The organism is Acidobacterium sp. FHG110202_01 (assembly GCF_059115305.1).
Window position 1 is genome coordinate 522,371 of sequence record NZ_JBZYWJ010000004.1, and the last position, 24,960, is coordinate 547,330.

Annotated in this window: 21 protein-coding genes; 6 read left to right on the forward strand and 15 right to left on the reverse strand. The window is 57.3% G+C overall.

Features of this window, described 5'->3' with window-relative positions; genetic code table 11:
- Window positions 1–4: 4 nt before the first annotated feature.
- Window positions 5–1,462 (reverse strand): ATP-binding protein, encoded by a 1,458-nt coding sequence (locus tag AC5S16_RS11220; RefSeq protein ID WP_493930150.1) that lies wholly within the window; start codon window positions 1,460–1,462, stop codon window positions 5–7.
- Between the two features lie 18 nt (window positions 1,463–1,480).
- Window positions 1,481–3,133 (reverse strand): NAD(P)/FAD-dependent oxidoreductase, encoded by a 1,653-nt coding sequence (locus AC5S16_RS11225; protein WP_493930151.1) that lies wholly within the window; start codon window positions 3,131–3,133, stop codon window positions 1,481–1,483.
- Between the two features lie 356 nt (window positions 3,134–3,489).
- On the opposite strand from AC5S16_RS11225, the gene AC5S16_RS11230 reads away from it, so the two are divergent.
- The gene (locus AC5S16_RS11230) at window positions 3,490–4,146 is read left to right on the forward strand and encodes a LuxR C-terminal-related transcriptional regulator (RefSeq protein WP_493930152.1); all 657 of its coding nucleotides are present in this window, start codon (window positions 3,490–3,492) and stop codon (window positions 4,144–4,146) included.
- A 57-nt stretch (window positions 4,147–4,203) separates the two neighbouring features.
- Here the strand turns inward: AC5S16_RS11230 and pruA are convergent, their stop codons facing one another.
- The 3 genes from pruA to AC5S16_RS11245 are packed head-to-tail and all read right to left on the reverse strand — an operon-like array spanning window position 4,204 to window position 7,864.
- The gene (gene pruA / locus AC5S16_RS11235; protein ID WP_493930153.1) at window positions 4,204–5,799 is read right to left on the reverse strand and encodes an L-glutamate gamma-semialdehyde dehydrogenase; all 1,596 of its coding nucleotides are present in this window, start codon (window positions 5,797–5,799) and stop codon (window positions 4,204–4,206) included.
- Window positions 5,800–5,820: 21 nt separating this feature from the next.
- Window positions 5,821–6,489: an O-methyltransferase gene (locus AC5S16_RS11240; protein WP_493930154.1), complete on the reverse strand. Its 669-nt coding sequence runs from the start codon at window positions 6,487–6,489 to the stop codon at window positions 5,821–5,823.
- Between the two features lie 13 nt (window positions 6,490–6,502).
- Window positions 6,503–7,864, reverse strand: a complete 1,362-nt coding sequence (locus tag AC5S16_RS11245) for an ArnT family glycosyltransferase (RefSeq protein ID WP_493930155.1) — start codon at window positions 7,862–7,864, stop codon at window positions 6,503–6,505.
- A gap of 104 nt (window positions 7,865–7,968) precedes the next feature.
- On the opposite strand from AC5S16_RS11245, the gene AC5S16_RS11250 reads away from it, so the two are divergent.
- Complete coding sequence (locus AC5S16_RS11250) at window positions 7,969–11,463, forward strand: trifunctional glycoside hydrolase family 18/polysaccharide deacetylase/glycosyltransferase family 2 protein (RefSeq protein WP_493930156.1); 3,495 nt, start codon at window positions 7,969–7,971, stop codon at window positions 11,461–11,463.
- A 4-nt stretch (window positions 11,464–11,467) separates the two neighbouring features.
- The gene (locus AC5S16_RS11255) at window positions 11,468–12,025 is read left to right on the forward strand and encodes a hypothetical protein (RefSeq protein WP_493930157.1); all 558 of its coding nucleotides are present in this window, start codon (window positions 11,468–11,470) and stop codon (window positions 12,023–12,025) included.
- 5 nt (window positions 12,026–12,030) lie between these two features.
- On the opposite strand, the gene AC5S16_RS11260 is transcribed toward AC5S16_RS11255, so the two are convergent.
- The 6 genes from AC5S16_RS11260 to AC5S16_RS11285 all read right to left on the reverse strand — a co-directional run bounded on the left by AC5S16_RS11260 (window position 12,031) and on the right by AC5S16_RS11285 (window position 16,881).
- Window positions 12,031–12,732, reverse strand: coding sequence for a LolA family protein (locus AC5S16_RS11260; RefSeq protein ID WP_493930158.1), 702 nt, complete (start codon window positions 12,730–12,732; stop codon window positions 12,031–12,033).
- 40 nt (window positions 12,733–12,772) lie between these two features.
- Window positions 12,773–13,129, reverse strand: a complete 357-nt coding sequence (locus AC5S16_RS11265; RefSeq protein ID WP_493930159.1) for a hypothetical protein — start codon at window positions 13,127–13,129, stop codon at window positions 12,773–12,775.
- An 87-nt stretch (window positions 13,130–13,216) separates the two neighbouring features.
- Window positions 13,217–14,533, reverse strand: a complete 1,317-nt coding sequence (gene serS / locus AC5S16_RS11270) for a serine--tRNA ligase (RefSeq protein ID WP_493930160.1) — start codon at window positions 14,531–14,533, stop codon at window positions 13,217–13,219.
- Window positions 14,534–14,666: 133 nt separating this feature from the next.
- Window positions 14,667–16,052: a nicotinate phosphoribosyltransferase gene (locus AC5S16_RS11275; RefSeq protein WP_493930161.1), complete on the reverse strand. Its 1,386-nt coding sequence runs from the start codon at window positions 16,050–16,052 to the stop codon at window positions 14,667–14,669.
- Between the two features lie 31 nt (window positions 16,053–16,083).
- A complete protein-coding gene (locus AC5S16_RS11280; protein ID WP_493930162.1) occupies window positions 16,084–16,506 on the reverse strand; it encodes a hypothetical protein in 423 nt (140 codons plus the stop codon).
- A 15-nt stretch (window positions 16,507–16,521) separates the two neighbouring features.
- Entirely contained in the window at window positions 16,522–16,881 is a 360-nt protein-coding gene (locus AC5S16_RS11285; RefSeq protein ID WP_493930163.1) for a hypothetical protein, read from the reverse strand.
- Between the two features lie 200 nt (window positions 16,882–17,081).
- On the opposite strand from AC5S16_RS11285, the gene AC5S16_RS11290 reads away from it, so the two are divergent.
- On the forward strand, window positions 17,082–18,596 hold the full coding sequence (locus AC5S16_RS11290) for a glycoside hydrolase family 1 protein (protein ID WP_493930164.1): 1,515 nt from the start codon (window positions 17,082–17,084) through the stop codon (window positions 18,594–18,596).
- Between the two features lie 9 nt (window positions 18,597–18,605).
- Here AC5S16_RS11290 and AC5S16_RS11295 read toward each other — a convergent pair whose 3' ends face one another.
- Entirely contained in the window at window positions 18,606–19,028 is a 423-nt protein-coding gene (locus AC5S16_RS11295; protein ID WP_493930165.1) for a PIN domain-containing protein, read from the reverse strand.
- Between the two features lie 333 nt (window positions 19,029–19,361).
- Between AC5S16_RS11295 and AC5S16_RS11300 the strand changes: the two genes are divergently transcribed.
- Both AC5S16_RS11300 and AC5S16_RS11305 read left to right on the forward strand, forming a co-directional pair.
- Window positions 19,362–21,110, forward strand: a complete 1,749-nt coding sequence (locus tag AC5S16_RS11300; RefSeq protein WP_493930166.1) for an alkaline phosphatase family protein — start codon at window positions 19,362–19,364, stop codon at window positions 21,108–21,110.
- A gap of 8 nt (window positions 21,111–21,118) precedes the next feature.
- On the forward strand, window positions 21,119–22,060 hold the full coding sequence (locus AC5S16_RS11305) for a dihydroorotate dehydrogenase (protein ID WP_493930167.1): 942 nt from the start codon (window positions 21,119–21,121) through the stop codon (window positions 22,058–22,060).
- 129 nt (window positions 22,061–22,189) lie between these two features.
- Here the strand turns inward: AC5S16_RS11305 and AC5S16_RS11310 are convergent, their stop codons facing one another.
- Genes AC5S16_RS11310 through ftsY form a run of 3 tightly spaced genes read right to left on the reverse strand, consistent with a single transcriptional unit; the run spans window position 22,190 to window position 24,954 of the window.
- Entirely contained in the window at window positions 22,190–22,855 is a 666-nt protein-coding gene (locus AC5S16_RS11310; protein WP_493930168.1) for a riboflavin synthase, read from the reverse strand.
- Window positions 22,856–22,878: 23 nt separating this feature from the next.
- Window positions 22,879–23,985 (reverse strand): bifunctional diaminohydroxyphosphoribosylaminopyrimidine deaminase/5-amino-6-(5-phosphoribosylamino)uracil reductase RibD, encoded by a 1,107-nt coding sequence (gene ribD / locus AC5S16_RS11315; protein ID WP_493930169.1) that lies wholly within the window; start codon window positions 23,983–23,985, stop codon window positions 22,879–22,881.
- Between the two features lie 3 nt (window positions 23,986–23,988).
- On the reverse strand, window positions 23,989–24,954 hold the full coding sequence (gene ftsY / locus AC5S16_RS11320) for a signal recognition particle-docking protein FtsY (RefSeq protein WP_493930170.1): 966 nt from the start codon (window positions 24,952–24,954) through the stop codon (window positions 23,989–23,991).
- Between the last annotated feature and the right edge of the window lie 6 nt (window positions 24,955–24,960).

The window sequence follows — 24,960 nt, forward strand, 5'->3', positions numbered from 1 at the left end:
AGTTCTACGGCTTGGTTTGCCCCTGCTGGCTGATGGGCAGTTTGACGATAAATTCCGTCTTGCCCGGCTCGGAAGTAAAGCCGATATGCCCGCCATAGTGGCCGGTAACGACGCGGTGGGCAATGTCGAGGCCAAGCCCGGTGCCGATACCGACAGGCTTGGTGGTGAAGAAGGGCTCGAAGACTTTGTCCCGGTATTCGGCAGGAATCCCTGATCCCTGGTCCGCAATGCCGGCGTAGACCCAGCCCGCATCCGTCCAGGTGCGAATCGTGATCTTGCTGCCTTCGGGCGAAGCATCAATCGCATTGTCCAGCAGGTTCGTCCAGACCTGGCTGATGCCGGTGCCATGCGTGATCAAAACAGGGATATCGGGAGAGAAATGCTTTTCGATCGTGATCTGCTTGTGGCGGAATTTATGTCCGAGGATGGTAAGCGTGCTCTGAAGGGTGTCGTGAATGTCGAGCTTGTGTTCCTTGTTCTTGTCTTCGTAAGCGTATTTCTTGACCGCCATCACCAGGTCAGTCACTCGTGCGATGCTCTCTTCAATCGTGCCGACCAGCTGGATATTGGAAATAAGGGCTTCAAGCCAGTTCAGAGCATCGGAGAGAATTTTTGGCGGGAAGGCATGTTGCGTGCATTCGATATCCTGTCGTGTCCAGCCTGCGGCGACCAGCGTAGGGGCCAGCTTCCAGGCATTGGTAACACCGATGCCTTCCAGCCACTCTGCAAGTGCATCCTGCGCATCTGCCTCATCGAGAGAGCTCATGGCCTGCGGCTTCTTCTGCGCGGCAAACGCTTCCTGCAGAAGATCCTTCATGCAGTCCAGCTGTTCGGGGCTTAACGGATTGTGCGTCATGCGCAGGCTGATTTCCTGCAGCTGGGTCATGTTTTCGCGCAGCTGAGATGCGGCGCGCTTGGCCGCCGTGCCCGGATTGTTCAGCTCGTGCATCAGCCCGGCTGCAAGAGTTCCCAGCGAGATAAGCTTTTCCCGGTGCAACGTCAGCGCCGTATATGCTTCCAGGCGGCGCGACATATTCGTTAAAACAGCTTTTCGGACAACAGGACAGGTTGCCATCAGCTGCCAGAAATTGTCCTTGTTGACGCGAATCAGAGTACTGTCCTTGACCGTTTCGCAGGTAACTGCCGTTTGCGGGACGCCGGCCAGGATAGGAACTTCGCCAAACGTGTCGCCTTCCTTTACGTGCATGACCATCGCGGTCGAGCCATCTTTTTCGGTTTTGTACGAGCGCACGCCGCCGCGCAGCACAATCCAGAAATAGAAGACGTTTTCACCGGGATGTATGAAGGCCGTCCCCTCAGGCACATCCAGCACCTCCACGTCGCCGATACAGGCCAGATCATCCTCTGAGGCCTGTGAAAAGGTGGGCATCTTGTGCAGCTCGGGATAGATATCCCGGCCATGGACGGTTCGTGTGCTGGCGGTAACGGTTTCTTGTGGCATTTCGTTGTTGTCGAATCCCTAAAAACGAGCGAGATATTGATGCATAAACTGCACGGAAATGGAGCCCTCACCAACGGCCGAAGCAACGCGCTTCACTGAACCGTGACGGACATCCCCGGCGACAAAAATTCCCGGAGTGCTGGTCTCCAGCAGATATGGAGGACGGTTTTCCTTCCAGATCTTTGGCATCTTCCCTTCAATCAGCAGGTCATTGCCTGAAAGTACAAATCCATTCGTATCTCTCATGACGCTCTCAGGCAGCCATTCTGTCTGCGGCGCAGCCCCTATAAAAATGAACAACGCTGTCGCATTACAGAGGATTTCTCCCTGACCGTTGCGTACTTTCAGGCACTCCAGACGACCGTTCCCTGCAGTTTCTACCACTTCAGCCCCGGTTTGGACCTCAATATTAGATGTGCCAGCGATCTGATCGATTAAATATTTCGACATGCTCTTTTCGAGCGAATCGCCCCTGACCAGCATCGTAACTTTGCGGGCATAACGGGCAAAGTGCATTGCTGCCTGCCCGGCCGAATTGGCACCACCGACGATATATACATCTTCGTTACGGCAGGAGAGGGCCTCCGTCATGGCTGCCCCGTAATAGACGCCGGCTCCGGTAAAGTTATTTACTCCTGGAATATCGAGCTTCCGGTAATCTACTCCCAGCGAGAGCAGCACTACGTGGCTCGAAATCTCGCGCCCGTCAGCCAGCTTGACGAAGTGATACGGCGCCTCCGTCCGGATGCCTGTCGCGCGCTGCGTCAGGAATTCCGTGCCGAAGCGCGAGGCCTGCACATAGGCGCGGCGGGCAAGATCCGCTCCGCTCAGGCCCGAAGGAAAACCAAGATAATTCTCAATCCTGGAGCTGCTCCCAGCCTGTCCTCCCGGGGCTTCCGGCTCAATCACGATAGGCTTCAGGCCTTCGGAGGCCGCATAGACCGCGGCCGCCAGCCCTGCCGGCCCCGCTCCAACAATGGCCACGTCATAGAAGTCCTTCTCAGCCTGTGTGCGCAGCCCGATACGCGCCGCCAGCTCCATCTGGTCCGGCTGCACCAGTGACGAACCGTCAGGAAAGAGCACAGCCGGAAGCTTGCGGTCGTCAATCTTATAGCGCTCCAGCAACTGGATCGCTTCGTCATTCCGCTCCGGATCCAGCCATACATAAGGAATCTGGTTGCGCGAGAGGAAATCGCGCACCTGGTGATCTTTGGCCGACCAGCGGGGCCCGACCACGCGCAGGCCTTCAAACGGAGGCTTGTAGCCCTGGTTCCAGTTCTCCAACAGATCATCGAGGACTGGATAGAGCTTTTCTTCCGGCGGGTCCCACGGCTTGGTGAGGTAATAGTTGATCTTCGCCGTATTGATGGCTCTAATTGCTGCTTCAGTATCTGCGTAGGCAGTCAGCAGGGCGCGCTTGGCGTCAGGATAGACCTCCTGCGCCTTCTCCAGAAACTCCACCCCGCTCATTCCCGGCATGCGCTGATCAGAGAGAAAGAGCGCAACCGCATCGCCACGCTGCTGCAGCTGGGTACAGGTATCCAGGGCCGCCTGTCCGGAGCCGGCGCGCAGGATACGGTAAGTTGCTCCATATTGACGGCGCAGGTCCTGGATCACAGCCTCCAGAACGCTGATGTCGTCATCCACTGCGAGAATAACCGGCTTTGCCATGCATTCCTAGTGTAAGGGTTTCCGGGGTGGAACGAGAACCGGGTGAGGAGTCGCGAGTGCCTGTACACCAAAACTCTAGAAAAAGATAGATCACTAAGGGAATTATGAATAATTGTAGAATTCAAGTTCCAAAAGGACACACCTCATGTACTCTAAGGTCACATATCAAAGTATCTGTACCCTTTTTATCCAACCTGGAGTGTCGCAAAACAGGACACTTTAGGGATGTTTCTCTACCCTTGGTCGATATCTTGTGCAAATAAGGAAAGTATCCCTGGTTGCATATAGCAGTACAACTGTAACTTGCGCCTTATTCGTGTGCGCAAATCAAGCGTTATCGGGGGAAACGCTCACACATGAACAAAGTTATCTTAGCTGACAATCAGGCGATCTTTCGTGCCGGTACCGCGAAGGTGCTCGCCATGGAAGATGATTTTCGTATCATTGCTCAATGCCCTGATGGAGAACGTCTATACCAGGCCATTGACTCTTTCCGAGGGGCAATTCTGCTGATTGCCTCAAGCCTTAAAGCTGACCTTGATCTTCTGCGGGAACGGGCTGGTCGTGCTGCCAGCCGTGTTATCGCCATCCTTGAAAACGACGAATCGCCGAATTCCTTCCTTGCAGCCGGCGTGCAGGGTCTTCTTTTTCGCAGTGTAAGCGGTCCTAACCTGATCGATTGTGTCCGGCAGGTCGCGGCAGGCGAGCACTATATGCAGCCCGCGACGAACGTCCCCCCGCCTGTCATAGAAGACCAGGTTGGCGCGCGCGTTCGCGACCGGCTCACACCCAAAGAAATGAAGATTGTTGCCCTCATCGTGCAGGGCTGCAAGAACAAGGAAATCGCCATCCGCCTGGGAACAACCGAGCAGGTGGTGAAAAACTACCTTCGCAGTGTTTATGACAAAACCGGAGTCTCTGATCGCCTGGAACTGGCGCTCTTCACCATCCATCACAAGATGCTGGCGGAAGCGGCCGAGGCAGTCGGCAACCAGATGATGCAGGTCTATTAAGGCAAATAGAAAATACAAAAAGCCCCGCATGATCCAGATGCGGGGCTTTCTTCTTGCTTACTTCAGTTTTTCCGCAACGGACTTTGCCTGCGTGAACAGGTAAAGATAATCCGGACCGCCGGCCTTCGAATCCGTCCCCGACATATTGAATCCGCCGAACGGATGCGCGCCAACCATGGCCCCTGTGCACTTGCGGTTAAAGTACAGGTTGCCGACATGGAAAGTCGCCCGCGCCTTATCCAGCTTGACCTTGTCGTTGCTGTAAACAGCGCCGGTGAGGCCGTATTCCGTATTGTTGGCAATATCCAGCGCCTGGTCATAGTCCGTCGCCTTGATGATGGCGAGGACCGGACCGAAAATCTCTTCCTGCGAGATGCGCGCGTCCGGCGCAATATCGGCAAAGACCGTCGGCTCCAGGAAATATCCCTTCTCCGGAGTCTCAACCAAATTGCCGCCTGCGATTAACCGGCCTTCTTTCTTTCCTGTTTCGATGTATCCCTGGATGGTTTTCAGCGCGCCTATATTCACTACCGGCCCCATGTTCGGGTTCGTCACCGGATCGCCGACTGTCAGCTTTGCTACACGCTCGCGTACGCGGTCAACAAAGACGTCGTAAATGGATTCCTCGACAATGGCGCGCGAACAGGCCGAGCATTTCTGGCCGCTGAATCCGAAGGCCGAGGCGACCACGCCTTCAACCGCCGCATCGAGATCGGCATCCGCGCTGACAACAATCGAGTCCTTGCCGCCCATTTCAAGAATCGTGCGCTTGATCCAGACCTGGCCCTTCTGTGTTTTGGCGGCACGCTCATGAATATCGAGGCCAACTTCCTTCGATCCGGTAAAGGCGATGAAGCGGGTCTTCGGATGCTGGACAAGCGCATTGCCGAACGTCGCGCCTGACCCGGGACAGAAGTTCACCACGCCGCCCGGCATGCCCGCTTCTTCCAGAACATCGACGAAGCGCGCAGCAATCGTGGGCGAATCGCTCGAAGGCTTCAGAACGACCGTGTTGCCGGCGACAATCGCAGCCGCCGTCATGCCGGCCATAATCGCGAAGGGGAAATTCCACGGCGGAATGACCGCGCCCACGCCCAGCGGAATGTACAGCAGTTCGTTGTGCTCGCCGGGATACTGAATGGGAGTCGTGGCCCTGGCAAGGCGCAGCGCTTCGCGCGCATAGAACTCGAGGAAGTCGATCGTCTCGCCTACGTCGGCATCGGCCTCGGCCCAGTTCTTGCCGACTTCATATGTCAGCCACGCGCAGAACTCGAACTTGCGGCTGCGGATGATGGCCGCTGCATGCAGCAGCAGCGCTGCGCGCTCTTCCGCCGGAACATACTGCCAGGTCTGGTAGGCCTTGAGCGCAGCCTGCATGGCTTGCTCCGCATGCTCGGCGCCGGCCTTCTGATGAATCCCGACAATCTGCGAAGGATTTGCCGGGTTGAGTGACTCGATTTTTTCTGTGGTCTTGAAGCGCTCGCCGCCAATGATCAGCTCATACTCGTGGCCAAGCATGTCGCCCACGCGCACCAGCTCGTCTTTCATGGCCTGGGAATATTCATGCTTCGAAAAATCAGTGAACGGCTCGTTGCGGAACTCGCCCTCAGGCGAACGCGGCAGAATGACGGTAGAGATTTCGGCGGTAGCCATAACTTAACAGTTTAGCTCAATTCAGCCCACGACAAATGCCATAGAAAAACCGTCGTAGCCCTTGCTGCCCACCGTCTGCATTGCCGTTGAAATAACGCGCGGCTCGCGGGCCATCATTTCCAAAGCCTCCCTCGTCCCCTGAATATTCGGGTCCTCACTCTTTGCATCGGCCACATCTCCTTCACGCACAACATTATCGATGACGATGAGGCTCCCGCGCCGCGAAAGCTTCAATGCCCACTCAAAATACCGCGGATTATTACGCTTATCCGCGTCTATGAAAATCAGGTCAAAGGGCCCGGCGCCTTCCTCGACGAGTTTCGGCAGCGTACTGAGCGCCTTCCCCCGGCGCAGATCGATTTTCTCGGCGAGTCCTGCTCGCGCGATGTTGCTCGCCGCCACGCGGGCATGCTTCGCATCGGCTTCGAGAGTCACCAGCAGACCGTTTTTGGGCAGGGCCCGCGCCATCCAGATTGTGCTGTACCCGCCCAGCGTGCCTATCTCAAGAATCTTCTTCGCGCCCTGCATCCGCGCCAGCAGATACAGCAGCTTTCCCTGACCCGGACTTACACTGATCTCCGGCATTCCCGCAGCGGCTATCGACTCTACGGCTGCATCGAGCGCTGGATCGGAAGGCGCAAACAGGCTGTCAAAATACTTGTCAACTGCAGTCCACTTCTTCTTCGACATCGGATTCCTCATCTCAAACTGGAAGCTTCAAAAACATTCCCCGGCGCTCAAAGGCCACGCCGGCAAGCGCTATCAACGCGGGAAAACACTCAAGCGTATAGCGCGGCTCCGGAGCTTCAATCGTCGCCAGCAGCGCGCATCTCAATAGAATAAAAAGCAGCATCGCGCCGGCAAAACGCGGCCACCGGTAGAAACCGATGCAGCCCAGTACAAGATAAATCAGGTTCAGCGCTGCATAAGCAGCAGCGAACTCCGTCTCCGCATGATGCTTCGAGTATTGCCACCAGCGCAACTCAACCCATAGCAACTCTGTTCGCGGACGCAGCCACATATCCAGCAGCCGCGCCATCGGCAGCGCAAAGTAGTAGCGGACAGGATCACTGGCAATGCGTCTGTCCGCCAATACCCCGAAGCGGCCATCGATGTCCGGCGTAATCGTTGTGCTTGCGTTGTAATCCTCGAAAAGATCTGCCGTCCTCTCATATTGCACTGCAGAATCAAAAGCCCGGGACGGCAGATTCTCGATCTTCAGCTCATCTGAATTCGCATTCCAATAAATTTCCCACGTGCAGGTGAAATCGACACAGACCGTCTTTGTCCAGCGATTGAAACCCGGATCTGTCGGCTCGCCCGGATCAGTGGCATAACGCGGAGCCAGCGGCTGAAATACATGGAAGGTATTCCAGTTGCGGACGGCCCAGGGGATGAACGGCAGCACGGAAAGCACGCCGCAGACCACGGCCATCTGCAGCATCAGCCGCGTCCCCCACAGCTTCTCTCCGTACACCACAATGGCCGGGCAGAACGCCACCGCCAGCAATGCACCGTCCGGACGCAGCAGCGCCGCATAGCTGAAGGCAAAGGCCAGCACAAAGACCCAGCGCCATTGCGGATTTTCAAGCAGCCGCGCAAAGCTGTAGAGAGCCAGGGAAATCGAAAAAAGCTCCAGCGTCTCTGTCAGCGGAGTCGCCGCATAATTCGCCGTAAAAGGACACAGCGCCGCCAGCCAGAGCGCCACCCATCCGGCGCGGCGCGAAGCAATCTTTGCGGCAAAGCCGGCAATCAGCAGGCAGCCGGCAAGATCGACCACGACCTGGGCGTACATCACCGCGTGGTAGTGCTCCATGCCGAAGAGCCGGAAGCACAGCATCAGAAAAAGTGGATACCCGGGCAGCCGGATCAGCGTAGGCTGGATACCGTCCGAGCGCGTCAGTCCATAGACGCCGTGCAGCATCCAGTTCTTGGCGATATCGCCATAAACCAGCGGGTCACCCAGCGTTTCCGGATAGGCGTGAATGAACCAGAGCCGCAGAGCAGCTCCGGCAGCGAGCGCGATGAAAACAATCCACCACTTGCGAGGAAGCGCAGCCAGCATGCAAGTGAATCATACAGAAGAGAGCCGTCTCGACCGAACCGAATCCCCCGAGCCAGGTGCAGATGCAACTGAATAGAATAAGATTCTGAGAATACCGGTATTGAATGAAACAAGTCTTCTATGATCCGCAGCGGAAACGCTGGAAACGGCTCAGGCGCTTGCTCGACGTCACCGCCGTCGTGCTGACCGTTGTCCTCGCTGTTTTTGCCTTCAGCGTTATCAAGCGCCAGTCACTGCCGGAATTGCTGCTTCCCACGCAAAAGCGCAACTACAAGGCGCTCAAACCGCTCGATCTCAAGAAAGCCGTGCAGCGGTCTTCCCGCCGCCGCACGCATCGCAAGCCTTCCGATATCCCGCTCAACTCGGATGAAGGCCTGCGAGCCGCCTTTTATGTCAATGATGAGGCCAGCTACTCCTCGCTCAGGCAGCATATCCATCAGGTCGACATGCTCTTTCCCGACTGGCTGCATGTCGCTACTCCCGATGGAAAGCTGCGCGCTGCAACCTCGCTTTTCCCTGTTCACCTCTATGACGTGGTGGATTCAGCCGGCGTACACGGCATAGATCCCGAAAACAAGGTGGCACGGCTTATCGCTGCGGCCAAGGAAGACACCGAAGTCTTCCCCATGGTCAACAACTACGACAATCTTGCCGACACATTTAATGGCAAAGTCATTGGGAAAATTCTCGAAGATCCGGCAGCGCGTGAAAACCTTCACATCCAGTTCGACAAATTTCTCTCGGCAAACCCGAATTACCGCGGCATCTGCCTTGACTTCGAAGAAATCCCCGACAAGGATGAAAAGCTTTACGCCGACTGGATCGCCGAAATCTATAACGATTTCAAAGCCAAGAACCTGCGTCTCTATGTGAATGTGCAGGTCAGCGCATCGGACACGCTCCTCAAGTCTCTCGCAAAAAACTCCGACGGCGTCATCCTGATGAACTATGACGAGCACGAGACATCGAGCGAGCCGGGCCCCATAGCCTCCCAGGACTGGTTCGAAGGCAACCTGTCGCACATGCTCAAGCTGGTTCCGAAGGAAAAGATCCTCTGTGCCATCGGCAATTATGGTTATGACTGGTCAACTCCGCTGCCCGAAAAAGGCAAGAAACCCAGCAGTAAAGTCCTCGACACAGAAGATCTGACCGTGCAGGAAGCGTGGCAGCGCGCCGCCGACTCCGACGCCGACGTGCATCTTGAAGGCGACGAGCTGAACCCGCACTTCGTCTACGATGACGAAGACGAGCACGTGCGCCACCAGGTATGGTTCCTCGACGGAGTCACAGCGCTGAACGAGCTGCGCGCTGCCAGGCAGATGGGACTGAGAACCTTCGCTCTCTGGCGCCTCGGCGAAGAAGACGGCTCGCTGTGGTCCATCTGGGACCACCCCAGCGCTACCGATGCCCCGCTGCAGCTCAAGGACGTTCCTCCCGGCAACGGCGTAAACAACGAAGGCGAGGGCGATATTCTCCGCGTCACCACGCGTCCGCAGCGCGGCGCGCGCACCATCAACATGGATGCCGACAACTTCACCGTCACCGATGAAGAGATGGTCGAGCTTCCGCACTCTTACACGCTGCATTATTACGGTTACCAGCCCAACAAGGTCGCGCTTTCTTTTGATGATGGCCCCGATCCGGTGTGGACGCCGAGGATCCTCAACATTCTCAAGCAGTACAACGTGAAGGGAACGTTTCTGGTCATCGGCGAAGAGGCTGCCGACCACACCAGCCTGCTGAAGCGTTATGTGCGCGAAGGTCATGAGATCGGCAACCACACCTTCACGCATCCGGACATCAGCGAAATCTCTCCGCGCCAGCTCGATCTCGAAATGAACCTCACCGAGCGACTCTTCGCCGCAGAGCTCGGCGTGCAGCCGCTCTATTTCCGTCCGCCCTATTCCATCGACCAGGAGCCGGACACCAACGACCAGGCCGCTCCTGTCGACCGTATCCAGCAGATGGGCTACACCATCATCGGCAATAAGATCGACACCGACGACTGGAATGAGCATCCGCGCAAGTCGCCGCAGGAGATTGTTGATGGCGTGCTGCGCCAGATCGACGAGATGAAGACCCGCCCATGGTTCCGCGGCAGCGTCATCCTGATGCACGATGGCGGAGGCGACCGCTCCGCTACAGTAGCCGCGCTTCCCCTGCTGATCACGACGCTTCGTGCCAAGGGCTATCAGTTTGTTCCCGTCTCTGAATTGATGGGCAAGACGACAGCGGAAGTCATGCCACCCATTGCGCCCGAGTTGCGCTGGCAGGCCCGCATCGATGCCGTAGCCTTCATGATCTATGGCTTCTTCGGCCACTTCGTCGTGATGGTCTTCTTCGTCGGCGACGTGCTGATGAGCGCGCGCCTCATTCTGATCGGCTTCTTCGCTCTGATCGAGCGCTTCCGGCGCCGCAAGGTTCCTGACGCCGGAGAATTCGAGCCGCGCATCGCCGTGCTCATACCCGCCTACAACGAAGAAAAAGTTATCGTGCGCACCGTGCGCTCCGTCCTGAACTCGACATACAAGAACCTGCGCATCATGGTCATCGACGACGGATCGAAAGACCGCACCTTCGATATCGTTCGCGATGCATATCCGCAGGAGATTGCCTCGGGCAAGCTCACCGTCCTCACCAAGCCCAACGCCGGCAAGGCTGAGGCTTTGAATTTCGGCCTGCAGAATCTCGAAGAAGATTTCTACGTCGGCATCGACGCCGATACCGTCATCGCGCCCGATGCGGTCGCAAAACTCGTCGTTCACTTTGCCGATGAGCGCGTCGGCGCAATCGCCGGCAACGCCAAGGTAGGCAACAAGGTCAACCTGCTCACGCGCTGGCAGGCGCTTGAATACATCACCAGCCAGAACTTCGAGCGGCGCGCGCTCGATCTCTTCAATGTCGTCACCGTCGTTCCGGGCGCCATCGGAGCATGGCGCACCGCGGCAGTCATCAAGGGCGGAGGCTACCCCATCAACACCGTTGCCGAAGACGCCGACCTGACGATGAACCTGCTTGAGCAGAACTACAAGGTCATCTATGACGACCGCGCGCTCGCATTCACTGAGGCGCCGACCACCGTCAATGGCCTGATGCGGCAGCGCTTCCGCTGGTCCTTCGGAATTCTGCAGGCGGTCTTCAAGCACAAGCAGGCTTTTCGCACCAATCGCGCCATGGGCCTCTTTGCGTTGCCCAATATTCTCGTCTTCCAGATTCTGCTGCCGCTGGTCTCGCCCTTCATCGACATCATGTTCGCAGCAGGCGTCATCCAGTACTGGTGGAACCGGCACTTTCATCCGGAAGCCGCAAGCGCAGCCAGCTTCGAGAAACTGCTCGTCTACTTCCTTGCATTCCTGGTAATCGACTTCGTGACCTCGGCGCTGGCCTTTATGCTGGAACGTCGCCATCCCGCAAACAAGGGTGACGGCTGGCTGCTCTTCCACATCTGGATACAGCGCTTCTCATACCGGCAGATTTTCTCGCTCGTGCTCTTCAAGACGCTTAAACGCGCTATCGATGGGCGCTCCTTCAATTGGGACAAGATCGAGCGCACTGCAAAAATGTCGCAGCAGACGGAGAAGATTGCAGCCGGAAACTGACCTCATGTTCGCAATCCCCGAAAAAGGAAATGAGGCCCGCAGGATTATCGTTACTGAAAACGAGAGCGGCGGCCTCTCAGATGAGTATGGCATCATCTACACCGGCAGCTTCAACGGCAAAGATGTCATTCTCAGCAGCACGAACAACAATCAGTTCATAGCCTCATGGGTTCTCGGCAACAGCAGAGTCTCAAACGTTCCCGGCAGCGGAGCGCTCAGGAATTTCTCCTTCACCTTCTTCGACTACGGCCATGGAAACCAGCGGCTGCATGCACTCTGGACATTCCCCGGCAATCAAGACCAGGCAATCCGGGCCTTCCATGACGCAGGCTACTTCGCATCATTCCTGGACAATCACTTCCGACGCAGCCCGCTGAAGTATCACATGCGATCGCCCGGAAGTTTTCTCACCGGAGCAGATTCCGGACACGCAATTCTTTACCGCGACGAAAGCTCATCGCACGCCAGAGGCGAGCTGCACATCGGCGAGCACAACCCGATGCACCCCCTCGGATTCTTCCTTCACCAACTGGAGATCATCAGGTCGAAATCTCCAGACTGAAGCGTTTATTTGCGGATAGTCTGCGTACCAGGCGGAATCTTCAGAGAAAAGGCGCTCGCCGGAACATTGCTCATCTGGATGTTCGCGTAGGTCGCAGTGCGCGAATCGCCGCTCGCCTGAAAGAACTGCTGCTTGAGCGGAACCGCGCGCGCAGGATCGATCCAGACCGTGATGTGCGAAAACATCTGGTTCTCGCTCGACTGCTTTGGCGTCAGGTCCAGCTTCGCCGTCTGCACGCCGTCAATCGTCTCTGTGCCCTGATATTGAATGTTCCACGCAGCCGCAAGGTCCTTGCCGCTGCCGCCGAACCCCAGCGTCAGAAAGCCCTCATACTGCTGGCGGTTTGCACCCGCGGAAAAAATATTCTGCTGCTTGATCGCGGGCTGGTAGAACGTCAGCGTACCGTCCTTATAGAGAAGATCTTTGGGCGCAGGCTGGCCATTGTCCGTCTTCACATGCGTGACCATCTCGACATTCTTGCCGGCCCGTCGAAACGCAGTCGTGCCTTCATTGATCTCGTGGCTCTGCACTACAGCCGTAAAAGAATCCCATTTGAAGTCGGCCTGAGCACTCTGGAACTTCTGCGAAGCAGCATCCATCTGGCTCAGGACTTTCTGAAGATCGTCATTCTGCGCGCGGATAGGAACGGCAAGAAGCGCAAAAACAGCGGCAACGGCAGCGAGGGAAACAGCCTTGAATCGGTTCATAGTCAATGAGTCAAACACGGAGTTAGATGCAGGTACTCGGCTAGCGATGCGCCCAGACTTTATAGGCGGTCACCTTGCCGCTTGCATCCCTGAGTGTATCGTAGTGGTCCACTACCATCGGCCCGGAAATGTGCTCAATAGCCTGCTCCATGCTGTTCTTAAGGGAGGTATTGCCGTGCAGCTGCTCAGCCGGAATCTGATAGGTAAACCCGTTGGCGCCGTCAGCCCGCACCACCACCTCGCTCGGAGCAAAATTCCCCGCGGCAGGATGGTCGCCATAGTTCCAGACGCGAGGCGTGATGAAGATGAATGCAAGGATCAGCGTCACCATCACATCGTAGTGAAAGCTGCCACGCTCGTAGGTCCAGAACAAATAGCTTTTGAGAATACGGCCCATAAATTGTCATCCCGAGCGACAAAAAATCAGTTTGTCATTCTGAGCGGAGCGTGCGCAGCACGCGCAGTCGAAGAACCTGCATTTATTTTACCTGGGTGCAATCACCGTCTGCCCACCCATGTATGGAACCAGCACGTCGGGCACACGCACAGAGCCATCAGCCTGCTGGTAATTCTCAAGAATCGCCAGCCACGTGCGGCCTGTCGCCAGTCCACTGCCATTCAGGGTATGCAAAAATTCAGTCTTGCCTTTCCCCTGCGGGCGGTAGCGAATATTCGCGCGCCTCGCCTGGAAGGCCTCGAAATTCGAGCAGGAAGAAATCTCGCGATACAGCCCCTGCCCCGGCAGCCACACTTCAAGGTCATAGGTCTTCGCCGAGCTGAAGCCCATATCGGCCGTACAGAGCAACATGCGGCGATACGGTAGTCCCAGCTTCTCCAGGATCGCCTCAGCATTTGCCGTCAGCTTCTCGAGCTCGTCGTAGCTCTCTTCCGGCCTGGCAAACTTCACCAGCTCGACTTTCTGGAACTGGTGCTGGCGAATGATGCCGCGCACATCTTTTCCATAGGAACCAGCCTCGGAGCGGAAGCACGGCGTATAGGCCGTAAGCGAAACCGTGAGCTTTGCCTCATCGAGCGACTCATCGCGATAAAGGTTCGTAACCGGAACTTCAGCCGTAGGAATCAGCCAGTGATCGTTCTCGCGGTACTCGCCTTCCTTGAAACCCTGCTCGTCTTCGCAACGAAAGAGGTCTTCAGCAAACTTGGGCAGCTGCCCTGTTCCGAACAGCGACTTGCTGTTGACCATGAACGGGGGAAGCACTTCCGTATACCCATGCTCACGTGTATGCACATCGAGCATGAAATTGATTAGTGCGCGCTCGAGACGAGCGCCTTCAGCCCAGTAAACGGCAAACCGCGCCCCGGAAATCTTCGCCGCGCGCTCGAAGTCGAGAATGCCAAGCGCTTCGCCCAGTTCCCAGTGAGGCTTGGGCTGAAAATCGAACTCCGGCTGCTTGCCCCAGCGCTTGATCTCAACATTGTCCTGCTCTGATTTGCCGGCAGGCACCGACTCATGCGGCAGATTGGGAATGCGCTGCAGAATGGTGCGCAACTGCTCTTCCGCTTCATTCGCGGCGGCTTCGAGCGAATCGATGTTCTGCTTCAGCGACCGCGTCTCATCCATCACCGCCGTCGCATCCTGCCCGGACTTCTTGAGCCGCGCCACTTCCTCGCTCAACTTGTTGCGCTTCGCCTTCAGCTGTTCCACTTCAGTGATGCGCTCGCGGCGCTTCGCATCGATGGAATGAAAATCCCCCAGCAAGGCAGCAGGGTCCTGCCCGCGCGCGCGCAGTTTTTCTTCAACCAACGGCAGGTTGGCTCTGACAAATGCAAGATCGAGCATAGACCTCTAGCTTACTAAAACCATGTCACTCAGGTTGTCATTCCGACCGGAGTGCGTAAGCACGAAGCGGAGGAACCTGCAGTTTGTTCTTTTAGCGTGCCCATTGGCTTGGAAGATACCTTGCCGACCGTTTCTAAACCAGCACCGGAGCATTTGCCACACCCACAGTTCCAAATACGCGCCGGTAGCGTTCCACTTCTTCCGCCGGCCCGAGCGATTTCTGAAAGTTGTCCGAAAGCTTCACTGCAGGCTGTCCATCTGCGTCGTTCATCTTGCAGACCAGGCTCAGCGGATCGAACCCGTCATGGCCCAGCGGATTGCAGTTGCGGAAATCATTTGTCAGCAGAGTGCCCCATCCGGCGCTGAACCGGATGCGGCGATCCGGCGACCACTTCTTCTCATCCAGAAAATCACTGGCGCTCTGAAAATCCGAGGGCGAGGCGCCTTTGCGGATGGTTCCCGCAAAGTAGGCATGCAAACCAAGAATTGTGTCCACATCCAGCGCATCCGATGCGATGAACAGCTTCTTTCGCGGATCGCGCCCGCGCTGTTCGAGCCACGCGATGTATTCATCACCGGCAACAAATGGATCCTTGCTGTCCGCGCGCTGACCGGTCCAGTCGGCCACCCACTCAGGGGCATCGCTTAGAAACTGCGTCGTGCCGAACGTGTCCGGCAAAAGAATCAACAGCTCGCCCTGGTATGTCTGCTGCCACAGATCGAGCAGCCGGTATTGCGACGCCTTCAACTCTTCATCCGTATGCGCCATCGCCGCCAGCGCCATCGGCAGCTCGTGCGCATTGGTGCCAATAGCTTCAAGGTCATGCTTGTAGGCAAGAAAGGTATTCGACGTTCCGGTAAAGTTCTTCTCCAGAACATCGCTCATCGCCTTCACTACATATTCCTGCCATAGAAAGCTGTGTCGCCGCCTTGTTCCAAAGTCGCTTACGCGCAGGCCGGGAACGCCGCGCAGACGCGCCATCTTCTCCCAGAGCCGCGTCTTGGCGCGCGCATAGAGAATGTCCAGCTCGAACTCGGTCAATTTTTTCAGACTGGCGCGCGTCTTCAGCTCACTGACCGTGGTGAGCGCATAAATCTCCCACAGTGTTGTCTCCGTCCAGAGCCCGTGAAAGTTGAGCACAAGCTGCCCGTCTTTTCTGGACAGCTCATAATCAGAAAGCCGGAAATCGCTCTCCAGCCACTCCAGAAATCCCGGCTCAAAGATGCCGCGCCGCCCATAGAACGTATTGCCCGCGAGCCATATCAGCTCAGATTTGTGAAAGCGCAGTTTCCGCGCCTGCTCCAGCTGTTCGCGCAGCTCGTCGATTTCGATAATGTCAGCAAGACGCACATCTACCGAGCGGTTGATGAGCGAGAATGAAGCTTTAGTTTTCGGAAAATGCTTCCAGATGAACTGGAGCATGAGCAGCTTGTAGAAATCCGTGTCGAGCAGGGACCGCGTGATCGGGTCAAGTTCCCAATTATGATTATGCGCACGCCGAGCCAGATTAATGATCACAATGGCTCTACTTTACTGCAATCACGGCGTCTTATTGAGCTGAAGTCGCTCCGGCTTTCGTCCCTGTCTTCTTCACCGCGGCATCTACAACCGCATACAGTAACTGGTCGGGATCTTTCCGCGCCGTCTTCTTGATCAGCAGACCCGCTGACTTTCCGGCCTCCTCCGTCTCCGGCAGAGCCAGACCGCGCTTCTCAGCGCTGATCTCAGCCAGCTCTTTCACCATCTCGAAGAATTGATCTTCATTGCGCCCGCTCATCACCCATGCTTCGTGCACGGTGCTGGTCAGCAATTGCTCTTTGGTCCAGCTGTGCGGCTGATTGTCCGGGCCGCCCTTGAGCGTCACGGCCGACGGATTTGTCGCTGGAGTCTGGTTCTGTTGCGCCACGGCAGTTGACAGACCCACTGTCAGCATCGCGCTCATTGCGATCACTTGCACCCATTTCACTTGCATCTCGAGCTCTCCTCTTCAACGGCGGTGATATTCCCGCCAGTCGTCTCTCTTGTTGTCCTGGTGTACTTTTCCAGCAATTGCGCCAACGCCTGCGCCCGCTGCGCCGCCAATCAGTGCCCCTTTCAGGCCGCCGCCAAAAATCGCGCCCAGCGCAGCACCGCCTGCGCCGCCGATCAATGCTCCCTTTCCGGGTCCAATGCCACCGCTATCGTGATGGCGGCGATCATAATAGCGATTGTTATTTCCACGGCCATAACCCTGCCGCATTCCATTGTAGTAACGATCATTCCGGCGCTGTGCCACTGCCGGCATTACGCAGCTCAACAGCATAACCAGCCCCAGAAGCCACGCACTTCCCTTTCTCACAAACAACATTGATTTTCCTTTCCACCATCCGCTTGCCCTGATGGATCGTGCCAGATAAGTAGATGCGCGAAACTTCTTTCCGACTGCCCTGCCTCGTCGATTAGTAAACCCGGCATTGCGTTCGATGCAACCTTTATCGCGAAATCTGTACCCAGGCGCATACACAATGCTAATGTGTTGCTTCAATAAATTCACTGGAGCAGCCATCGATGAACCGACGTCAGTTCCTGCATCACTCACTCGTTGCAGCCGGCAGCGCGGCGCTTTCCCGGCATGGGTTTGCAGCGCAGCAACAGGTCTCCAGTTCCATCCACGACGCTCGCTTTCCTGATAACTTTCTCTGGGGCATGGCTACCGCTTCCTATCAGGTAGAAGGCGCATGGAACGCTGACGGAAAAGGCGAGTCCATCTGGGACCGCTTCACCCACACCACCGGCAAAGTAAAGGGCGGAACTACCGGCGACGTCGCCTGCGATCACTACCACCTTTATCCGCAGGACATCGCCATCATGAAGCGACTCAACCAGAAGAGCTACCGCTTCTCCATCTCATGGCCGCGCATTCAGCCCACAGGCACAGGCGCGCCAAATCAAAAAGGCATCGACCACTACAGCCGCTTCGCCGATGCTCTGCTCGAAGCCGGCATCCGTCCCTTCTGCACCATGTATCACTGGGACCTGCCACAGGCGCTTGAAGACCGAGGCGGCTGGCCCAACCGCGACCTCGCCGGATATTTCGCCGACTACGCCGGAATCCTCGCCAAGCATCTCGGCGACCGCATCACCATCTGGGCGCCATTCAACATGCCGTGGTCGTTCACCTATATGGGATACGGCGTCGGAGCCTTTCCGCCCGGACGGGCGAAGTTCAGTGACTTCCTGAAAGCTGCGCACACCGTCAGCCTCGCGCAAGGCGAGTGCTTCCGCGCACTCAAGGCAAATTCCTCCAAAGCAACCGTGGGCAGCGCCTACGGCATGTCTCCTGCATATCCAAAGACTGACTCCGAAGCTGACCGCGCCGCCGCCGACCGCTATCACGCCATGAACAATGTCTTCTTCCTCGAGGCAGCAATGCACGGGCGCTACCCCAAAGCATTCGTAGACGAGCCGCCATATGAGCAGATGGGTATCCGCTCCGGCGACGAGAAGATCATGCAGGTGCCGCTCGACTGGGTTGGTTTCCACTACTACAACCGCCGTATTGTCTCTGATGTTTCCAGCGCTCACGGTGCAGGAGGAGGCGGCTTCAGCGGAACCGAGATCGAAGCCGACCCCGCAACTGGCCGCGATCCGTACACGCGCTTCCAGGCCGTAATGCCCACCGAACACCCGCTGACCGAGGCTGGACTCGAAATCTACCCGCGCGGCATCTACGATCTCGTCATGCGCGTCAGCCGCGAATACAACCACCCCATCATTGAAATCACAGAAAGCGGATGCAGTTATCTCGATGGCCCTTACGAAAAAGAAGGCGGCCGCATCCCCGATACGCGCCGCATCCAGTTCTTCCGGGACGAGCTTGCAGAGCTGGCGCGCGCTATTCACGACGGCGCCAAAGTGCGCAGTTTTCACGCCTGGACGCTGCTCGACAATTTTGAGTGGGCCAATGGATACACGGAACGCTACGGCCTCGTTAACGTGGACTTCCGCGACCAGAAGCGCACCGTAAAGGATTCGGGACTCTGGTATGGCCGCGTCGCCGCAGCGAACCGGATGGATGTGTAACCGAATCCGTTACAAATATGGATTCATGATATGCAAGTCACTGAACTTCCTGCCGTGCTGCATATCTTCGCTGTAGAGCACCTCACACTCAGCCTCCATTGCCGCAGCTACGATCAAGGAGTCATACCAGGACAACCGATGCTTATCCTGCAAGCGCAATGCCTCGACAAATAAAGCCTGCGAAGAATGAATCGCCAATAAGGGACGAAATATGGAGCTCAAATATTGCTCCGCGTCAGCCGTCGTCATTGGTTGCGAGAAACGTCGCAGCGCAATATTGAGAAACTCTTGTATTACCTGGTAGCTCACAACACCTTTATGTGTTGCTACTGCTTGCCGTATGAGTTGCGCAGATGTACGGGCCTTTGCAGGTGAGCTTTTATCAAATGAGTAAACAAAGATATTTGTATCCAGAAAGAATTTACCGCTCATTCATTTCGTCCCGTGTAAAGTGCCTGCCTGCCGAAACGTGCCGCAAACGGCGCATCACAGCATCAAACTCCTGAGCGCTTCCGGACTGAGAGGTAAATGAGACTAGCCATTCTCGAAACACGGCATTCAGAGTTTTGTGTTGAGCACGGGCAATGAGACGCGCCTGCTCGATCAAGTTCTCATCAGCGCTTAATGTCACATTCTTCATGAGAATAGTGTACACGAAAATCGTGTTACAGAAAGTTTGATCATCTGAGCATGCCCCGTGCCGTTCCACATCTAAACTCCCTTGCTACCATAAGGATGAGCCTTGACTTCCTCATGCAAATTCCTATGCCAATGCTGAAGCGCTTCTTTTCGCTCGTCCTGATTCTCTCGCTCACCCTTGGATTCGCTCCTGGCGCGAGTGCGAGCGCATACGATGCGCATCCCAAGCTCGTCGTCATCCTGGTCATCGATCAGTTCCGGGAAGATTATCTCGAGCGCTATCGCTCCGACTTCAAGCCGCGCGGTCTACGCCTCTTTCTCGAGCATGGCGCCTACTTCCCTGATTGCTATTACGGCTACTCCAACCTGCTCACCGCTCCCGGACACGCGACCATTGGCACCGGAGCATACACGGACGGCCACGGCATCGGCGCAAATCAATGGTGGGACATCGACCGCAGCAAGGATCATCCTGTCACTTCAGTTGAAGACGAGCGCTACGCTATCGTAGGCATGCCGCAGGGCAGCAAGACCGGCCCCGGACGTTCGCCGCGCAATCTGCTCGCCTCCACCATAGGCGATGAGCTGCGCCTCGACACCAAGGGCGAGGCCAAAGTCTTCGGCGTCTCGCTCAAAGACCGTGCCGCCATCATGCCCTCAGGAGCAGCGGCCAACGGCGCCTTCTGGGTCGATGAAGCAACCGGGCGCTTCGAGACTTCGACTTACTACATGCAGCAGCTGCCCGATTGGGCTACAGAATTCAATGCAAGCGGACGTCTCGATCAGGCCAAGCAGGAAGCAAATCTTCCCAACGTAACCAATTTCGAGAACGAAGTCGGCGGCACTTCTGCAAGCATCAGCTATGAGCTCGACTTCGCCAAAGCCCTTATCACCGGCGAGCAGCTCGGCAAACACGATGTGACCGACATGCTCACGCTCAGCATCTCCGGCACAGACATCCTCGGCCATCGCATTGGCCCCGATGCCGACGAGCAGCGCGCCATCGTCGACGCGCTCGACACCGATCTCGACAGCTTCTTCTCCTGGATCGACAAGAACGTCGAAGGCGGTCTAGGCAATGTCTGGATCGCCATCACCGCCGACCACGGTGTCGCCCCCTCGCCCGCAATTGCTGCGCAGATGGGCCTGAACGCAGCACAGATCGACACGAGCAAGCTCATCGCCACGCTCAACGATGCGATCAACACAAAATTCTCACCCGGAGAAAAAGTCGAGTACATTCTGCCGCATCAGGAGCTGCCCTACATCTCGCTCAACCGTCCCTCCTTCGAGCGTGCCGGAATCAACGAGCTCGAAGCTGAACAGGCCGTCCAGAACGCACTCGAACCCGCCTTCCAGTCGCTGACCAAAGCACCGGACACACCGCAGCCCGCGCAGTCCAAGCTGCCGCCCCGCCCTGTCCTCTATCGCAGCTATACACGCCTGCAACTGGCCGGAGGCGACCTGCCCCATACCCAGTTCGGCGACTTGCTGGCGCACAGCTACACCACCAACGGCGGATGGTATGTTCGCGTCGTTCCCGCGGCCTTCCAGATGGGCATCGAACAAGGAACAGGAACCACGCACTTCACGCCGTACTCCTATGACCGCCACGTTCCTCTGGGCTTCTATGGCGTGCCTTTCAACACCGCCATCTATCATGGGCGCGTTGAGCCGGTAGACCTGGCTGCAACCTTCGCAGCGCTGCTTGGAGTCAATCAGCCTTCCGCCTCTGTCGGGCATATCCTCACGCAGGCGCTCAAGCCCTCTGCCGAAGTGAGCTATCCCAAGCCCAAACCTGCGCCAGTGCGCACACGCCGCGCCACGCGCGCTGGAGCGAAGAGGCCTGCGCCAAAGGAGCAGCCGCAGCAGTGAAGCCCGATATGAAAGTCCGGTTCGCCGGAATCGAGTTGCGCAACCCGGTCATCGCCGCCAGCGGCACCTTCGCCTACGGCATCGAATTTGAAGAGATTGTTTCCCTCGATCGCATCGGCGGCTTCGTCACCAAGGGCCTTTCGCGCGAGCCCATGGCCGGCAACAAAGCGCCGCGCATCATCGAAACGCCTGCAGGCATGATCAATGCCATCGGCCTGCAGAACATCGGCGTCAAGGCATTTATTGAAACCAAGCTGCCCGCGCTCCAGAAATATACCGGCTGCAATGTCTTCGCCAATATCTTCGGCTACGAAGTAGAAGATTACATCGCGGTCATCGAAGCATTAAACGAACAAAGCGGCATTGCAGCCTACGAGCTCAATGCCTCCTGTCCTAACACAAAGCATGGCGGACAGGTCTTCGGCACCGACTGGAAGCTGCTCGGCGAGCTGGTGGTTCGCACCAGGGAAGTCGCAAAGCGGCCGCTGATCGTGAAGCTGTCACCTAACGTGACCTCCATCTCCGCCATGGCGCGCTGCGCGGAAGACGCAGGCGCCGACGCCATCTCGCTCGTCAACACCTTCGTCTCGCTTTCGATCGATGTAAACACGCGCCGCCCACGCATCTTCAACGTCACCGGAGGACTCTCCGGCCCTGCGATCAAGCCCATCGCGGTGCGCATGGTGTGGGAAGCAGCCAAGGCTGTCCACATCCCCGTCATCGGCATGGGAGGAATCACCACTCCCGAAGATGCAGCCGAATTTCTGATGGCCGGAGCCACAGCCGTCCAGGTAGGAACAGCCAGCTACGCTGACCCGCGCGCCGTCGAACGCATCGCCCGCGGACTGGAACACTGGTGCGTGCGCCACCACATCGAGCGCGTATCCAGCCTCACAGGCACAGTAGAACTGGTTCCCCCGGAACCGGACGCAACGGAAAAGCGCAACTAGTGTGTTGAATTGTCATCCTGAGCGGAGTCGAAGGATCTGCAGTTTGCTCCGATAGACATAAACAATGGGTGCCCCATTCTATCGCGCCGGTTTTGCGCGATAGAGTGGGAAAGCAAGATGCGCGACCGTTCAATACCCATTCGCAATCAGATAATCCAGCGTAAGCTCGAACTCCGGCTCCGCCTTCTGCTGCCTCTGCTCAAAGAACTTCATCATCACGTCCGCTTCAAGATTCACAGGATCTCCTGGCTTCAGTGCATGGAGGTTCGTGTGCGCATAGGTATGCGGAATAATCGCGACAGTCACCGTCTTACCGTCAAACTTCGCAACCGTCAGGCTGATGCCTTCAATCGCAATCGAGCCCTTCTCGACCACGTAGCGCGCCACGCTTTCCGGCACTGAAATGCGCAGCCACCAGTCCGTTGTTGCCGGATCAGCATCCGGTGAAACCGGCTCGATAGAAAGGAGAGTCCCTGTCGCATCCACATGTCCCTGGACAACATGCCCGCCGAGCGGCGTACCCGCAGGCGTAGGCAATTCGAGATTCACCTCAGTTCCCGGCTTCAGGCTCGCAAGCGAAGTGCGCGCGATAGTTTCCGCAGCCAAGTCGGCATGAAAAACCGGAGGATTGGCTGAGATATCAAGCGCCGTCAGGCACGTTCCGCTCACTGCCACCGAGTCGCCCGTACGCAGCTTCTCCGCAATTCCAGACGCGGAGATAGCAATGCGCTGCGCACCCAGGCGCTCTTCCACGCTCAAAATTTTTCCCGTCGCTTCAATCAATCCGGTAAACATCGATTTGCCTTTCTATTTCCGCTCTACTTCCACGGATCGCGAAGATACGCCTCAAAGCAAGCATCTTCGCCTGTCGTCTTCCAGGAGATGCTTTCCATCTGCAGTTGGATTCTTCCGCCACCTGCAAACAGAGGAACGCCATCGCTGCCGAGCACCTGAGGAGCATAGAAGAGGCAGAGCTTATCGACGGCCTGCTCGCTGAGAGCGGCGCTGTTCAGGTGCGACCCGCCTTCGAGCATGGCGCTCAGAATCCGCATCTCTCCCAGCCGCTCAAGAACCCGCGCCAGCGGCACTCGCTCTGAATCTGCCTGCACGTGCTCCACGCGCACGCCTCGCGCCTCAAGCTCACGCTGGCGTTCCGAAGAGTTGGCGCAGAACACCAGCACATCATCCTTCGCCGTCTCCACCAGCTTCGAATTGAGCGGCAGGCGCAGCGACGAATCGAGCACTACGCGCAGCAGCGGCCTTCGTCGCGGCAAACCGCTGCGGTCGGTAAGCTGCGGATCGTCCGCAATCAACGTCCCGATACCGGTGATCACAGCATCAGACGCATGGCGCATCCGCTGCACGACCGCCCGCGATGCTTCGCTCGTAATATAGTGCGGCCTTCCCGGTTCGGCAGTCCCCGGAGCAGGAGCGATGCGCCCATCGAGCGAAACGCCGGCCTTCAAAGTAACAAACGGCAGCTGCGTGCGGATATATTTCGCGAAACCATCATTCAATGCACGCGCTTCATCTCGGAGAGCACCAGCCTCAACTTCAATGCCGGCGGCGCGCAGCTTCCCGATCCCCTGCCCATTCACCTGAGGATTCGGATCGCCCGTCGCAACAACCACGCGACTCACGCCAGCGGCAATCAGAGCATCCGCACACGGCCCTGTACGCCCCTGATGCGAGCACGGCTCCAGCGTGACATAAGCTGTCGATCCGCGAGCCTTCGCTCCCGCCTGCTTCAGCGCGACGATCTCTGCATGATCGAGCTCGTCATATTTGTGAAAGCCCTCGCCCGCGACCGTGCCATCGCTCTGCACGAGAACACATCCAACCGCGGGATTGGGCGAAGAAAGACCAACGGACTGCGCGGCCAACTCAAGCGCGCGCTTCATCCACCGGAAATCGTCTTCCGTCAAAACCTAAGCTCCAAGCAGCGAATCGACAAAGGCATCGCTATCGAAAGGAAGAATGTCTTCGAGTTTCTCACCCACGCCCACATAGCGCACCGGCAGTTTCAGCTCGCGCGCAATGGCAACCGCAATGCCGCCCTTCGCGGTTCCGTCGAGCTTCGTAAGCACAATGCCGGTCACGCCCGCCGATTCGGTAAACAGGCGCGCCTGCTGCAGACCGTTCTGCCCTGTGGTCGCGTCCATCACCAGCAGCACTTCATGCGGAGCATCAGGGATGAAACGTTGCGTTGTCCGGCGCATCTTGTCAAGCTCGGCCATCAGGCTGTTCTTCGTATGCAGACGACCCGCCGTATCCACAATCAGCACATCTTTAGCGCGCGCCTTTGCCGCTTGCAGCGCGTCAAAAAGCACCGCCGAAGGATCGCCGCCCTGTTTGCCCTTGATCATCTCAACACCGCTGCGCTGGCTCCAGACTTCCAGCTGCTCGATCGCAGCCGCGCGAAAGGTATCCGCCGCGCACAACAGCACAGTCTTTCCCTGCGCGCGAAAATACGCGGCGAGCTTGCCGCTGGTCGTCGTCTTGCCGGTACCGTTCACGCCCACCATCATGATGACCGCGGGCGGAGCGGCAATAAACGGAGCAGGACGCTGCTGCTCATCGAGAATGCCCTTGATCTGTTCCTTGAGCAGGTCTTTCAACTCCGCGCCGTCGCGAATCTGCTGGCGCTTGGCGCGCTCGCGCAGGTGGTCAATAATTTCCGTCGTCGTGGTCACGCCCAGATCGGAGGCAAGCAGGCTCATCTCCAGCTCTTCAAGCGCGGATTCATCCACTTCGCGCGTCAGCGCAATCACGCTCTCGATCCGCTCGCCCAGGCTCTCTCGCGTGCGCGAAACGGCCTGCTTCATGCGGTCGAAGATGCTTTTCTTTTCCGGCTCTTCCGCCTCTTTGAGGCTGCCAAACAGCGTTTGAATCATGGGAAA